The organism is Rhizobium quercicola, assembly GCF_021168455.1.
Lineage (GTDB): Bacteria > Pseudomonadota > Alphaproteobacteria > Rhizobiales > Rhizobiaceae > Ferranicluibacter > Ferranicluibacter quercicola.
Genome location: NZ_JAJOZR010000006.1, coordinates 1 through 13,330 on the forward strand (window position 1 = coordinate 1; position 13,330 = coordinate 13,330).

A 13,330-nucleotide genomic window follows, 5' to 3' on the forward strand; every position below is an offset into this window, starting at 1 on the left:
GCCCTTGCCGAATGCATCGCAGACGCGAACGTAGCTCAAGGCTTCCGGATCGGCTGCCACGATCGCATCGGCAGCATGGACCGACCCACCGCTTGCCAAGGCCGCAGCGCTGGCGATGAGAAAACGCATGATGCTCATGAGTGAGATGCCCCGTTTCCGTTGACGTCGCCGCGGCGGAAGCTTCCACTTCACGCATCCGTGATGATCGCAAGAGGCAAATAGCGAGCGAACGTGAAGCGGCGGTGACAGTCGAATTAAGCATGGATCTCACATGCAGGGGGACGGCGTCCCGCTGTCATGAGAGGTTCATGATGCCGGAATAGGGGATGAAGGTTCAATCAGGAAATCGTGATGGCCGAGTTCTCCGCACTCCATGGATCTCCCTCCGAACGGGATCATCCCCTCGACAAAAGATCGATGGGGCGCTGGTTCCTTCCCGTGTTCGGCGTTCTCATCACGGGCGGACTTGGCTATGTCGCTTTTGCGCTCGGCCAGGACCTGACCAATGCCACGTCCGTTCCGTGGATCCTGCTGGGCGTGGCACTGATGATCGCGCTTGGCTTCGAGTTCGTGAACGGCTTCCACGATACCGCCAATGCCGTGGCGACGGTCATCTACACCCGCTCCATGCCGGCGGAAATCGCCGTCGTTTGGTCGGGGTTCTTCAACTTCCTCGGCGTCCTCTTCTCGAGCGGTGCTGTTGCCTTCGGCATCGTCGCCCTGCTGCCGGTGGAACTCATCCTGCAGGTCGGCTCCGGTTCGGGTCTTGCCATGGTGTTTGCGCTCTTGACGGCGGCGATCATCTGGAACCTCGGAACATGGTATCTCGGCCTTCCCTCATCGAGCTCCCACACGCTCGTCGGCTCCATCATCGGTGTCGGCCTCGCCAACCAGTTTCTAGCACCCGCCGGAAGTGCGACCAGCGGCGTGGACTGGTCGCAGGCGACCAACATCGGCCTGTCGCTTCTGATTTCGCCGTTGATCGGCTTCGGCCTGTCGGCTCTGCTTCTTCTGATCATGAAACGGCTGGTGCACAACAAGGCGCTCTATCGCGAGCCGGTCGGCAATGCGCCTCCGCCCTTGTGGATCCGCGTGCTCCTCATCTTTACCTGCACCGGCGTCAGCTTCGCCCACGGCTCCAATGACGGGCAGAAGGGGATGGGACTCATCATGCTCATCCTCATCGGTCTCGTTCCCACGGCCTTTGCCCTGAACCGGACACCCGACGTCAACTATCTCGAAGCGTACAAGACCGCATCCACCCAGGTCGAGCAGTCGCTTGGGAAGTACGTCAAGGCGGGTACGCCGGTGACGGACTACAAGGCTGCCGTCGGCGAGGCCGTCCGGACCAAGACCTGGTCCGACGAAACGACAGCCGCACTTCAGCGCTACATCAACGCCACGAGCATTGAGGTGGCTGCGTTTCCGACGCTAGAGGCCGTGCCGACCAACCTCGTCAGCAACATTCGTAACGATATCTATCTCATCGGCGAGGCGCTGAAGCTGATCGACAAGCAGAAGCTGCTGGCGATGGACGAGCCGGATCTGGCGGCCGTTAAGACGTACCATCAGGCGGTCGACAACGCGACGAAGTTCATCCCCTTATGGGTCAAGGTCGCGGTTGCTTTGGCATTGGGACTCGGGACGATGGTCGGATGGCGGCGTATTGTCGTCACGGTTGGCGAGAAGATCGGGAAGACACATCTGACCTACGGGCAGGGCGCAGCTGCCGAGGTCGTCGCGATGGCTACGATCGGAGCTGCCGATCATTTTGGGTTGCCGGTCTCGACGACCCACGTCCTGTCGTCGGGTGTCGCAGGCACGATGGCCGCGAATGGATCTGGCCTCCAGTGGTCGACGGTCCGCAACATGCTTACCGCCTGGGTCTTGACGTTGCCAGCGTCCATCGCTCTGTCATTCACTCTCTTCCTTATCCTCCGACAGATGTTTTGAGGAATGACCGCAACATCATTTTGATCGCCCAAAGCGAATGATGAAGCTGGAAGTCAGCGGTTCGATTCCTTTCAAGGCGTGGGTATTGATGGGAGCGGCTCTTGCTACGCTTTACGTGGCTCAATGGAGCTGCTGCGATTCAAGTTCTAAACGATAGATATCGAAGTCCGATAAGCCCACTGCGATTGATGAATACCCAAAAGAATGAAAGGTACAATACTCATTAATCGTTCGGTTGATAAACAGGGCTACATTTCGTCTAGCTTATAGATAACGGGTATAATTTACCTAGCGCGCTAGACACTATTGGGCTATACAAAGCTATCTCTGCAATCCATGCACGGTCATAAAGAGGCGTCATGTCACATCGTCTAGGTACCCAGCTTTCATTCGCCATCTACGGTGTGGCTGGCCGGGTGGCACGTATGCACAAGCCTTTCCTGGAGCCGTTGGGACTGACGTTCCCGCAATACCTGGTGATGCTCGAACTCTATGCCGGAACACCTCGATATGTCGGCGACCTCGGCAACAGCCTCGGCATGGACACTGGCACCATTACACCTCTACTCAAGCGTCTCGAAGCGTCTGGCATGATCACACGGATGCGCGATCCCAGCGACGAACGATGCGTACTGATCAACCTGACCCCGGCTGCGGAAGCCATCAAGAATGAAGTCTGGAGCATTGCCGGCAGGATCAAGAGTGCCTGCAAGATCGATGAAGCCGGCATGATCGCCCTGCGCGATACGTTGAACGATTTTGCCCGCCCCGCAGTAGAATAAGAGAGGACACATTATGAACATCGGAATTATCGGCTCCGGCAATATCGGCGCAGAACTGGCCCGGAAACTGTCAGCAGCCGGGCATACGGTCAAACTCGCCAACTCCAGGGGACCTGAAAGCCTGAAGGACATCGTTCACGCCACAACAATCTCCGCCGTCGCCAAGGAAGATGTGGCAACAGACTCAGACGTCGTAATCCTGTCGATACCGTTCGCCCACAACGGTGAGGCGGCATCGTTGGTGGCCAAGGCACCTGCCGACACCATTTTTGTCGATACCTCGAACTATTACCCCATGCGCGACGGGCGGATCGCCGAGGTTGAAGGCGGCAAGCCGGAAACGGTCTGGGCCAGCGAACAGGTCGGCCGGCCGTTGATAAAGGCATGGAATGCCATTCTCTCGCAGACCCTCGTCGAGGCGGGTACCATTTCCGGAACACCAAACCGTATTGCCGTTCCAATCGCAGGCGATGATCTTGCTGCCAAGCGCGTCGTGGCCGAACTCGTCAGCGCAACTGGTTTCGACACGGTCGATGCCGGTCAGCTCGCGGACTCCTGGCGTTTCCAGCCCGGCTCGCCGGCATATTGCACCGAGTTGACGAATGCGGAACTCGACGCTGCCCTCTCGAATGCGAGCAGGGAACGTTCACCGGCCAATCGCGACGCGATCATGCAGGCGATCACGGACGGCAAGGTGCCGATGACACGTGCGGCCATGGCTTCAAACAACCGCCTCATGTCCAACTGAGCACGTAAGATAACCATCAACCGCGAAGATCCCTCTGCGGGTAATTATCTCGCGAACGAGTAAATAGAAAGCTAGGTTTATGTCGGCCATCGCCACCTCTCCCGAGGTTAACACACAGAACGCCGGGGCCAGCGATAAGCTGAGACCTGAGTTCAAGATTGCAATCAGCGTGCTGTTTGCCTCGACTTTCACCGTCATCCTCAATGAGATGCTGATGGGCGTTGCTCTGCCGACCGTGATGGCCGACCTCGGCATCACCGCTTCTACCGGGCAGTGGCTGACAACCGCCTACATGCTGACAATGGCAGTGGTCATCCCGGCGACGGGCTTTCTCACTGAACGGTACAGCATGCGCACCGTTTACACGCTGGCTATGTCCCTGTTTGCCGTCGGAACACTCGTCGCCATCATAGCGCCGGGCTTCGAAGTCCTGCTCATCGCCCGGATCATCCAGGCAGTCGGCACGGCGATTGCCACGCCGCTGGCGTTTACGGCGGTGACCGCACTAGTGCCACCATCCAGAGCTGGCCGCATGATGGCACTGCTCACGGTTTCGGTATCGACCGCGCCGGCGTTCGGCCCAGCCATTGCGGGCGCGATTTTGTCCGTCGCCGGCTGGCGCTGGCTGTTCGTGTTCATCCTGCCGATTGCGGTGATCTCCCTAGCAATCGGCAACATGATGATCCGTATACCGGGTACGTCGCGCAAAACCAAAGTGGACGGCCTGTCCGTGTTGCTTTCGGCCATCGGCTTCGCGAGCCTCGTTTATGGTCTGGCATCCTTCGGCGAAGCCTCCGGAGGCCATACGATCGTTTCGCCATGGACAGCGCTCATCGTTGGTATCGTGGTGGTGGGGATGTTTACAGCGCGGCAGTTGTCCCTGCAGAAGTCTGAACGCGCACTGCTGGATATGCGTCCGTTCGCAGTACGGAGCTTTGCAGTCCCGGCGTTGCTTGCCGTGTTCTTCATGACCGCCGCGACCGGCATGATGACGCTGATGCCGGTCATCCTGCAGGCCTCGTATGGCTTGACCCCTCTGCAGACCGGCCTGTTCATGCTCCCAGGCGGGCTGACCATTACGGTTATTTCCGTTGTCGTTGGTCGCGTCTACGATCGCCTTGGCGCACGTCCGCTCATGGTAGCGGGTGCTCTCTTTGATGCCGCGGGCCTTTGGTTCCTGTCGACGCTTGTACCCGGCACACCCATCTGGCTTTTGCTTGCCACCTACATGTTCATCATCGTCGGGCAGGCCTTTCTTTGGACCCCGACCTACGCGGCCTCGCTCGGTGCCCTCAACAAGCACCTTCTGCCGCATGGCAGCGCCATCATGAACACAATCCAGCAGCTCTCGGGTGCGGCGGGTATCGCGATCGCGTTTTCGATCATGACGGCGACCAGTGCGGCACTCATATCAGGCGGGGAAGCCGTCCAGCCGGCAATGGCGCAAGGTGCTCAGCAGTCGCATCTGGTCGCCTTTGGCGTGGTTGTGCTGGGTCTGATGGTCGCACTCATGATGCCGAAGACAATGGCGACCGGCAAAGGTCCGGTTCAGATTCACTAGGAACGCAGTTTGGTGGTCAGTATCCGACCGGATGTAATCAGGCGTTTTGAACAACCTTGCTGGCTTCTAAATGAACAATGTGCGGCATCCGTAGGGTGAAACATGTCTCATTCTCATCAGAAGTCACGTGAATATGGCCTCCGTGAGCTTTTGCAATATGCGACGCAATAAACAGTCCGAGGCCTAAGCCTCGGCTCCCTTGCTGGGAGCTGCCTCGCTGGAAAGGGAGAAACAACTTCTCGATCAGTTCGGCTGGGATCGGGTCTCCAGCATTTGCAACGCTAAACTCGATGTTATTACCGGTGATTGTTCCACTGATCCGGACAGGTGCCTTGTCAGTGCCATGTGTCAGCGCATTCCCGATGAGATTTGAAAACAATTGGGCAAGCCGGGCATGGTCTGCTGATAAATACGTAGGCTTATCAATCTGAACACTGAATTCACGCTCAGGATGGGCGACCTGCAACTCGTCAACGATGTGCAACAGGGTAGCTGCGACGTCACCATGAGCGCGGACGATCGTCAGACCTTCGCCAAGCCGGGCGCGGGCCAGGTCCATGATGTTCTCAACAAGATTGGTCATCCGCGCGGTGCTGGCCTGCATCAGTTGGAGGACAACAGGACTGCGATCGGTCCAGCCGTCTCTCAGCAATCGCTTCGTTCCGGCCTGGAGCGCTGCGATCGGATTGCGCAGGTCATGACCAAGGACCGCGATGAACTGTTCGCGCAGCTCCGCAAGTTCCTGCTCGTGGCGGAGAGCGGCAGCCGTGGCGGCAAGTTCTTCCGTTGCTTCAAGCTGATGCGCAATCAGCTGTGCGAAAATCTTGAATGCCTCCACGATCGCGACGGTGTTGACCTTGGCAGGACTCGGGTCGATCGCACAAAGCGTACCCCAGAACTGGCCGTTGGCCAGAATGATCGGGACCGAGATATAACTTCTTAAGCCATAAATCCGCGGTGTATGGTGATCGCGGTAGATCGGATCCTGTGTTGCATCTTCAAACACCACGACCTGCCGATGGCTGCGGATCTCATTGCACAGCGTGCTTTCGATCGGCAGTTCGCTTCCAGGCTTCAGCCCGAACCCCACGGGATCGAGCACTTGGCACGCGATCCAGCGATCCTCGGTGACACGAGCAACAGCGGCAAAGCCCATGCCGGTCATCCTCACGACGACGTCAAGCATCTTGGGGATGACGTCCATGTCGTGAATGCGTTCAACGTCCTTGGCCAACGAGTCGACACTCAAGCTTCCAGTCGGCAGGTGATGCGCGCTGGCCGTTTTCACGCTGAGAAGCTGTATCGTCTCATAGGCTGTCGCGGCCGCACGTGCGAGCGCTTCCAGAATGTCAATCTCCCAGCCTGACGGTGCGTAGGGCTGTGCCCAGTACGCGCCGATAGCACCTACGGGTTGGCCGGGTTCGATCGGCGCCATCATCAGGGCGCGAACGAACGTGCCCTGGTAGAGCTCGTATGGGATCCGATCGTCTCGAGCGATGTCCGGGATGACCACGGTCTGGCGATGGATCATCGCCCAACCGCTGACGCAGGCGACTGCCGGGAACGATTGTCCTTTCCACAAGGCACCGATCGCGTCTTCTTCTATATAGTGACAGACCTCACCGTCCCTGCGGATGATGGCGATACCCTCGCACCCGATCAGGTTTCGGGCCGTTGCTCGTATGGATTCCACAAGACTTTCGACAGTACGAGCGCGGGAAATGGCGCTGACAGCGTCCATCACGCGGGCAAGCGGTGTCGGGGTAGGGTGACGAAGGAATTGCGATGCCATGACGGCCGATCTGCCATACCAGTATGGCTATATGAGAACGGAAATTACCGATCACCAGCGAACTCGCCGCAGATTATCCTGAATACATGCGCTTGTCACTTCATCTGGCTGGCATGGCAACTTGGTACGCATCCCGGGCCACTATGAGCCGTAACCGAGCTACGCATCAGTCGTCTAACGACTTCAAGACATCTTTCAGCGCCCTTAGAACGGCCTCCCGTACATAGGGCTTTGGCAGGAATTTTCCGCCTTGGGGTATTTCGGGACCGATGGGCCGGTGATGTCCGGATACGATCACGATGGCTATGTCCGGCCAGCGCTTGCGGACAATCTGGGCCAGGGCCAGACCGTCCATCTCTCCCGGCATGTCGATGTCCGTAAACAGCACGTCGATATATGGGTGCTGTTCCAGCACTGCCAGCGCCTTTGCAGCGTTTGCGGCTTCGAAGGCCTCAAAGCCTTCGTCCTCGATCATGTCGATGGTATCGAATAGGATGAGGGGCTCGTCTTCTACAACGAGAATGCTGTGCCTGGCGATGACGTGCTCCTCGCTAACTGCGTTCATTTGTGTTGGTTTCGGACGCAAGCATGACCTCTTCGCTGATTTTTCCGGACACCGCGTAGCGGAAGCCGGACGCCTCATAGCTTTGGTGAGCTTCGCCATGGAAGTAGCTCGGCACGATGCGGCTGAGAAGACGTGATCCAAACCCGCCCCGGGTGGGCTGAACAGCCGGTGGACCGCCTTGTTCCACCCAGATTAGTTCAAGTTGGTTGTCATCGAGTTTCCACGACACCTCGACCGTACCAGCATCGCTGGAGAGCGCACCGTATTTTACCGCGTTGGTGGCTAGTTCATGGATTGCCAGCGCCAGTCCAAGCGCCTGCTGCGCCTGAATGGCAATGTCAGGACCAGTGAGGTGAATGCGGTCGTCAGAAGTCTGATAGGGGTTTAACGTCTGGTGGATGATGGTCCGGACGTCCGTAGTGGCCTCTCGCGTGGAAACCAGCAGATCCTGTGCATTCGACAACGCGGCGATACGATGGCTGATCGTTCGTCCAGCTTCATCGAGTGATTGCGCATGCCGCAGACTTTGGGACACAACCGCCATTGTCATGGACAGCATGTTCTTAATACGATGTGCCATTTCCCGTTGGATAACGCGATGCTGCGCGTCAAGACAGGCCTGCAGCTCAAGCTTTCGCTGCGCTTCGGCAACAGACTCGCTGAGTGCTTGCCGGTCAACGACGGCATCCGTGGTTTCTGTTGCGATGTTGATCATACCGGCAACGCGGCCGTTCATGCCGTAGAGGGGGCTGTAGGAAAACGACCAGTAGGTCTCCTCCTCGTAACCTTTCCGAGTCATGATCAGTTTCATGTTCTCGAACCAGCTCCCGTTGCCGGAAAGCGCGTCCAGGACGATCGGGGCGATGTCGTCCCAGACGTCCGCCCAGACCTGTTCGAAAGGCTGTCCGAGCGCAGACATTTCGCGAACGCCAAGAAACCGTGCGTAGGTGTCGTTGTAGATGAAGTTAAGGTCCGCGCCCCACACGAGACAGATCGCTTGCTTGGAATGTACCGCCATCTCGACGATGGTCTTTAGAGCAGGCGACCACGTGTCGATGCCGCCAATCGACGTTCCGCTCCAGTCGAACGCGCGGATGGCGTCGGCCATTGGCCCCCCGTTCTCCAGAAAACGGGATTGGTGGGCTTCGCCCGCTTCTTTCCAAAGAGTGTAGGATTTCATTGCAGTGACAGATGCCGAACAGATTTATTTATCGGCTGCTATAACAATTCGGCCAGATTCCGTCGAGGTGGTTCTGAGAAGCCGTATCGCTACATAAATCTACCCGGAGATAGGCATTAAAGCGTTTAAGGGGGGGCCTTAGTCCACCCCTTAAACGCCTGAAACAATAGTTACATCATGCGGCTGCGTTCAGCCAATGACGAACTTTTCACGGTTTCGCTCGATGAACTGGTCCAGCGTGGTCAGCGGGATACCCCAGCTGCGGACGGCGTCGAGATCGACCTTGTAGCCCTCGACGTTGTTCCAGGTCTCGTGCTGGTGGCCCAGTTCACCATAAGGCTTGGCAAGCGACTCTTCTTTCGAAAGGGTGATTGCCGAAACCGGCTTTCCGGTGGCTTCGCTGATCTTGGCTGCTACCTCGGGCAAGGTAAAGGTGTCCGCAGCGAGATCGATCTCATGACCGTGGAAGCGCTCCGGATCGGCGAATGCGGCCGCCGCGAACGCGCCGATGTCCTTTGCCGAAATCCAGTCGATGCCAGCGTCGGCTTCGACTGCAGTCTCGAACCGCCCATGTTCACGCAGCGAAGGCCACATGTTTTCCACCATCGGCGGCACGAGGTTTTCCATAATCATGGATGGCTTCAGGATTACCCGGTACGGGAAACCTGCATCCTTGACCATGTCGATGACAGCGGCCTTGTTGTCCCAATAAAGCGGCTCCCAGCGTCCTTCATCCCAGCCGACAAAGTTGTGCTGATCGCCTGCACGCGCGACAGAGGTATGAACGACCACGCGCACGCCAGCACGATGAGCCGCCTCGACCAAGGCCTTGCCGGTGACGACCTCGGTGTCCGGATCTCCGGGATGAGATCCCATCTGCATCGAGAACACGCCATCCGCCCCTGCCAAGGCCGCATCAAGGCTGGCCGGATCGTTGAAGTCACCCTTTACGACCTCGACGCCCTGCGCCGTGAGCGCCTGCGCAGCTGCTGAATGAGGATCGCGCGTCATGGCACGCACGGGATAGCGGGCTTGCAGCAGGGCACGAACGACGGAGCCGCCCTGTTTGCCGGTAGCGCCGGTGACGAGAATGGGACCTGTGAGAGTAATTGACATGGAAAGCCTTTCTTTAGGGGGCAGCGCGAGAGCGCCACTGGTTCCCCCAAAGGATAGGGCTGCTAAATACGAAACGCAAGGGTTTCGGTAATATTGTGTTTCGGATGATATGCTCTATATTGTCGCTATGAATCATACAGCCACCGAACATCAACGTCGCCTGCCGCCATCACAACGCGGGCGCACTCAGGACAGCAGCCGCGACGAGGTCATCATCGCGGCGGCACTCGAACTCCTTGCAGAAAAGGGCTATCACGGCCTGACCATGACAGATGTCGCCGCTCGGGCGGGGGTGTCAAAAGCAACGCTTTACCGCCGCTGGACCGCAAAGGTCGATGTCGTCGCCGACGCGGTGGCCACGCTCAGTCCGATGAAACCGCCCCGCTATACCGGCACCTCACTGCGCGACGATCTGATCGCACTGATGGAGCAGGCGGGGAGTTGCGACGATCGCCCCGAGATCGTGACCGCGACGTTCGAGATGGCCAGGTCGCATCCCGATCTTTTCCAGACCCTGTCCAATCGCTTCGCTAGGTTCGTCCGGGTGGAGCTGGAGAAGCTTGCCCAGCGAGCGGCGGCGGACGGGCATACGCCCTTGGCGGGGATTGAGCTTGACCTCATGAGCGATACGGCCATCGCGCTTCTGGCTCGCAATACCGATCCGGTGACCAAATCCATCTCGCGTGACCGTTTGGCGGCGCTGGTCGATCATGTGCTGATGGTCCTGATGACAGGAACGCGTACCTCGCGATAAACGGTAGCCCTTCACGAACCTAAAATAGGACCAGCTGGCGCGTGTCGAGTTCCTGTTTTCGCCAGTTGCCGGACGATGCCGCTGCGTCGAGAGCTGCAATCACAAACGCCACCGGCCCGCCCGCCTCGTCGACCAGTGCCGGATCCGTGAAATGGGACAGGAAGCCGGTTTCGGTCAGGGGGAGGGGGCACCGCGCCGGCACCTCCGATGTCAGGGTCAGGTGGCAGGGGTTGTAGCCTTTGATCGCCAGCCAGTTCCGCTCATAGGTGATCCGGATGCGGATACCGCGCCAGTCGATGTGGTAGATATCATAGCGGTGCTCTCTCATGGCTAGGCCTCCGCATCGTCCTGCGGGCGCACTACCCTGACGCGGAAGTCCACCCGACGGTAAAACTCCGTCATGTAGCGGCTTGCATTGGCCTCTCTGACATCGAGCAAAAACTCCTGAATGGCAGCGTGCGCCTCGGCACGACTGGTGAACGTCTGCGGCATGGTCACGCCGTCCTCGTCCTCCTCGGTCCATGTATTGGTCCAGCCGTCACAGACGATGTGCTGTTCGACCTGATAGCGCTTGTTTGTTGTCATCTCTTCTCCTTAGGGCTTGGGTTGCTCATGCAACCTTGCCCGTCGGCGAGATCGGGGTGTCCAAGCCGTCAGAGGAGAATCCGGCCGGGTGGTGCGGGCGCACGACGCGTAAGCGGCGGAGCCTCGGCCGGCCTGATTGTCCTTGCGGCGCGGGGAGGGGCTGGCCCCTAAGTACGAGGCGTGCCGATGTCAAATCCGGGACGCCAGCTTTCACGAACAGGAAACTTGCCATCGTTATGAAGGAGGATGTTTCTTGTCAGGCTTTGCCAGAAACTGATTGATAGTCTTGGTTCTCTTGATCCATTTGTCGACGCTGTAGCCTGATTATCGGCAATTGCATCAAGGCGTCGGACCGCTGTCTGACAAAGGCTCTTGATTTGCAGCAATCGAGTAGCGTCTTAGCACCTCGTCACCAGTCCTGATGCGGAAACTTTTCCCTGAAGCTTACTATGCCGGCTACAAGCGGTATATTGGTCACCGAAGGAAAATGAGAGGGCCAAGTCGTATAGCCTTTACGCCTAGAGCTTTCTTCACGAAGGCCAAGGCATCATCGGTGTCGGCAACTTTTATCGTACCGCTAACGCGGCGATCGGCCAGCATCGAACTTGTGATGACGATGTGACCGCCAAAGTGTCGATTCATCTCATCCACGACAGCTGAAAGCGGCGCATTGTCGACGGCAAGCTGTCCGCGCTTCCAGGCGAGCGCGACAAGACTATCCACCGGCAAAACCCTGGTTTCTCTCGTCGCGTGATCATAAACAGCCTGTTCGTCGTGATCGACTTGGATCGAGCGAGAGGAGTTCCCGACAGTATCGATCTGCACAGCATGCTCCGTGACGGTCACGTCCGTTTCCGTGTTGCCGTAGCGGACGTCGAACGCCGTTCCGAGCGCTGTGACGCTTGTCTCTCCCGCCTCTACCGTGAACGGCCGTCCGGGGGCGGTAGCGACGCGAAAGAAAGCCTGCCCGCGCAACAAATGAACTGTGCGACGCTTCTCGGTAAAATCAATGGAGATCGCCGAAGACGCGTTCAGCTGAACGTCGGACCCATCTTCAAGGGTGATCACCGGCATCTCGCCGGATTCTGCTATCACGTCCGCCTCAAGACGCACAGGCCCGTCGAAGGCAAGAAAGGCTCCCGTTGCGAGCACTGCGGCGACGAGCGTGGTCACGATCGGTTTTGCTCCGCTCCGGGACGTCACTTTGATGTTGGCAAGCCCTGGGTCGGACTGGATGGCTTGGCGCGCGTCGCCCATCAGGCGCTCGGCAGCGCTGTACGTCCGACAGTTCTCCGGATCACTATCGAGCCACGCTTCGAACTTCGATCTCTCGTCCTGCGACAGGTTCGGATTGCTGTTGCGCAGCAGCCAGTCGGATGCTTCGCGATTGCGCTTTCTTTGCGTGTTTGTCACGTCTTTGCTCCGCATCATCGACCGTAGCCCCCGCCTCTGTCCTCAAGACGTTTCACGTTATCGGTTAAGGACTGTGTAGATCTGTTCGGCTGAGAATACGTCTCCGTTTTCTTTTCCAGATTGCAGGATCTTGAACGGTCTCTAGAGGAGGCAATCAAGGCAGTGGGCGAAAGCGCGACGCAGGTGGCGGTCCACCATGTTTCTTGAGATATTCAGCTTTGCCCCAATCTGGTCCGGCGTCAGCTGATGCAGCCGATGCAGGATGAAGACGACGCGGCGTCGTTCCGGCAGATCGGCGATCGCTTGCCGCAGTATAGCCAGCCGCGCTTCGATCTCCAGCGCGTGATCGGGCGCCGGACCCGCGCTTGCCACCGAAAGTGCCTCACGTTCGGTGCCGGAGAAGAGCCGTGCTTCCTTCGTCTCCCGGCGCTGACGGTCGATCCCCAGATTGATCGCGGCGCGGCAGAGGAAGGCTTTGATCGAACTCTTATTCTGCAACACGTCCGGCCTGGCTGCGAGCTTCACATAGAGGTCGTGGACGACGTCTCTGGCGCTGGAGCCGGAATGACCGCGTCGGCGGACGGCATTGGTGATCTCGGCGTAATGGGCTTCCATCGCCCGGTTGAGCAGGTCATTGCTATCGACACTGTCCCAGATGGAGGGCGAAGGGGTGGAGCTCGACATTGGTGCGATGTTCCCAAACCGGCGGTCATCTTCAGAGCGATAGCCTGAACCTTGATGACGGATGGCTACTGAATCCCGAAAATCCATGCAAGAGCAATAGGTTAGAAACATTCCAAAGAGATGTTTGACCCTAGCCACAAACAGGAGTGAATGAGTCACCTTTACCGCTGATTTCGTTGCAGGATTCTCGGATCTTC

At 58.3% G+C, this 13,330-nt stretch carries 14 protein-coding genes; 5 read left to right on the forward strand and 9 right to left on the reverse strand.

All coding sequences use genetic code 11. The annotated features are described in order from the left end of the window. The coding region (locus LRX75_RS10090) for a porin (RefSeq protein ID WP_231814501.1) at positions 1-138 on the reverse strand (138 nt) is incomplete at its 3' end. A 279-nt stretch (positions 139-417) separates the two neighbouring features. Here LRX75_RS10090 and LRX75_RS10095 point away from each other — a divergent pair. The 4 genes from LRX75_RS10095 to LRX75_RS10110 all read left to right on the forward strand — a co-directional run bounded on the left by LRX75_RS10095 (position 418) and on the right by LRX75_RS10110 (position 5,044). Beyond that, positions 418-1,953 carry an inorganic phosphate transporter gene (locus LRX75_RS10095; RefSeq protein ID WP_420851185.1) on the forward strand — a complete coding sequence of 512 codons (1,536 nt, stop codon included), beginning with the start codon at positions 418-420 and terminating at the stop codon, positions 1,951-1,953. A 359-nt stretch (positions 1,954-2,312) separates the two neighbouring features. After that, complete coding sequence (locus LRX75_RS10100) at positions 2,313-2,735, forward strand: MarR family winged helix-turn-helix transcriptional regulator (RefSeq protein ID WP_231813999.1); 423 nt, start codon at positions 2,313-2,315, stop codon at positions 2,733-2,735. A gap of 13 nt (positions 2,736-2,748) precedes the next feature. Further along, positions 2,749-3,483: an NADPH-dependent F420 reductase gene (locus LRX75_RS10105; RefSeq protein WP_231814001.1), complete on the forward strand. Its 735-nt coding sequence runs from the start codon at positions 2,749-2,751 to the stop codon at positions 3,481-3,483. A 79-nt stretch (positions 3,484-3,562) separates the two neighbouring features. After that, a complete protein-coding gene (locus LRX75_RS10110; RefSeq protein WP_231814003.1) occupies positions 3,563-5,044 on the forward strand; it encodes a DHA2 family efflux MFS transporter permease subunit in 1,482 nt (493 codons plus the stop codon). Between the two features lie 37 nt (positions 5,045-5,081). Here LRX75_RS10110 and LRX75_RS10115 read toward each other — a convergent pair whose 3' ends face one another. From LRX75_RS10115 to LRX75_RS10130, 4 genes are all read right to left on the reverse strand, one after another. Then, complete coding sequence (locus tag LRX75_RS10115; protein ID WP_231814005.1) at positions 5,082-6,836, reverse strand: sensor histidine kinase; 1,755 nt, start codon at positions 6,834-6,836, stop codon at positions 5,082-5,084. 166 nt (positions 6,837-7,002) lie between these two features. Beyond that, positions 7,003-7,401 carry a response regulator gene (locus LRX75_RS10120; protein WP_231814007.1) on the reverse strand — a complete coding sequence of 133 codons (399 nt, stop codon included), beginning with the start codon at positions 7,399-7,401 and terminating at the stop codon, positions 7,003-7,005. After that, a complete protein-coding gene (locus LRX75_RS10125; RefSeq protein ID WP_231814009.1) occupies positions 7,388-8,509 on the reverse strand; it encodes a PAS domain-containing sensor histidine kinase in 1,122 nt (373 codons plus the stop codon). Before LRX75_RS10125 ends, LRX75_RS10120 begins: the two co-directional genes overlap by 14 nt. Before the next feature lie 261 nt (positions 8,510-8,770). Then, a complete protein-coding gene (locus tag LRX75_RS10130) occupies positions 8,771-9,697 on the reverse strand; it encodes an NmrA/HSCARG family protein (RefSeq protein WP_231814011.1) in 927 nt (308 codons plus the stop codon). Between the two features lie 109 nt (positions 9,698-9,806). On the opposite strand from LRX75_RS10130, the gene LRX75_RS10135 reads away from it, so the two are divergent. Further along, positions 9,807-10,451 (forward strand): TetR/AcrR family transcriptional regulator, encoded by a 645-nt coding sequence (locus tag LRX75_RS10135; protein WP_231814013.1) that lies wholly within the window; start codon positions 9,807-9,809, stop codon positions 10,449-10,451. 19 nt (positions 10,452-10,470) lie between these two features. Here LRX75_RS10135 and LRX75_RS10140 read toward each other — a convergent pair whose 3' ends face one another. The 4 genes from LRX75_RS10140 to LRX75_RS10155 all read right to left on the reverse strand — a co-directional run bounded on the left by LRX75_RS10140 (position 10,471) and on the right by LRX75_RS10155 (position 13,133). Continuing rightward, positions 10,471-10,779: a hypothetical protein gene (locus LRX75_RS10140; protein WP_231814015.1), complete on the reverse strand. Its 309-nt coding sequence runs from the start codon at positions 10,777-10,779 to the stop codon at positions 10,471-10,473. Positions 10,780-10,781: 2 nt separating this feature from the next. Beyond that, positions 10,782-11,036: a hypothetical protein gene (locus tag LRX75_RS10145; protein WP_231814017.1), complete on the reverse strand. Its 255-nt coding sequence runs from the start codon at positions 11,034-11,036 to the stop codon at positions 10,782-10,784. Positions 11,037-11,510: 474 nt separating this feature from the next. Continuing rightward, positions 11,511-12,449: a FecR family protein gene (locus LRX75_RS10150; RefSeq protein WP_338110304.1), complete on the reverse strand. Its 939-nt coding sequence runs from the start codon at positions 12,447-12,449 to the stop codon at positions 11,511-11,513. A gap of 141 nt (positions 12,450-12,590) precedes the next feature. Beyond that, positions 12,591-13,133, reverse strand: coding sequence for an RNA polymerase sigma factor (locus LRX75_RS10155; protein ID WP_113152149.1), 543 nt, complete (start codon positions 13,131-13,133; stop codon positions 12,591-12,593). Positions 13,134-13,330 lie beyond the last annotated feature (197 nt).

What these genes read in the sequence shown, in the direction of transcription:
- LRX75_RS10095 (WP_420851185.1), top strand. Translation starts at nt 418, where the DNA reads ATGGGGCGCTGGTTCCTTCCCGTGTTCGGCGTTCTCATCACGGGCGGA.
- LRX75_RS10100 (WP_231813999.1), top strand. Translation starts at nt 2,313, where the DNA reads ATGTCACATCGTCTAGGTACCCAGCTTTCATTCGCCATCTACGGTGTG.
- LRX75_RS10105 (WP_231814001.1), top strand. Translation starts at nt 2,749, where the DNA reads ATGAACATCGGAATTATCGGCTCCGGCAATATCGGCGCAGAACTGGCC.
- LRX75_RS10110 (WP_231814003.1), top strand. Translation starts at nt 3,563, where the DNA reads ATGTCGGCCATCGCCACCTCTCCCGAGGTTAACACACAGAACGCCGGG.
- LRX75_RS10115 (WP_231814005.1), bottom strand. Translation starts at nt 6,836, where the DNA reads ATGGCATCGCAATTCCTTCGTCACCCTACCCCGACACCGCTTGCCCGC.
- LRX75_RS10120 (WP_231814007.1), bottom strand. Translation starts at nt 7,401, where the DNA reads ATGAACGCAGTTAGCGAGGAGCACGTCATCGCCAGGCACAGCATTCTC.
- LRX75_RS10125 (WP_231814009.1), bottom strand. Translation starts at nt 8,509, where the DNA reads ATGGCCGACGCCATCCGCGCGTTCGACTGGAGCGGAACGTCGATTGGC.
- LRX75_RS10130 (WP_231814011.1), bottom strand. Translation starts at nt 9,697, where the DNA reads ATGTCAATTACTCTCACAGGTCCCATTCTCGTCACCGGCGCTACCGGC.
- LRX75_RS10135 (WP_231814013.1), top strand. Translation starts at nt 9,807, where the DNA reads ATGCTCTATATTGTCGCTATGAATCATACAGCCACCGAACATCAACGT.
- LRX75_RS10140 (WP_231814015.1), bottom strand. Translation starts at nt 10,779, where the DNA reads ATGAGAGAGCACCGCTATGATATCTACCACATCGACTGGCGCGGTATC.
- LRX75_RS10145 (WP_231814017.1), bottom strand. Translation starts at nt 11,036, where the DNA reads ATGACAACAAACAAGCGCTATCAGGTCGAACAGCACATCGTCTGTGAC.
- LRX75_RS10155 (WP_113152149.1), bottom strand. Translation starts at nt 13,133, where the DNA reads ATGTCGAGCTCCACCCCTTCGCCCTCCATCTGGGACAGTGTCGATAGC.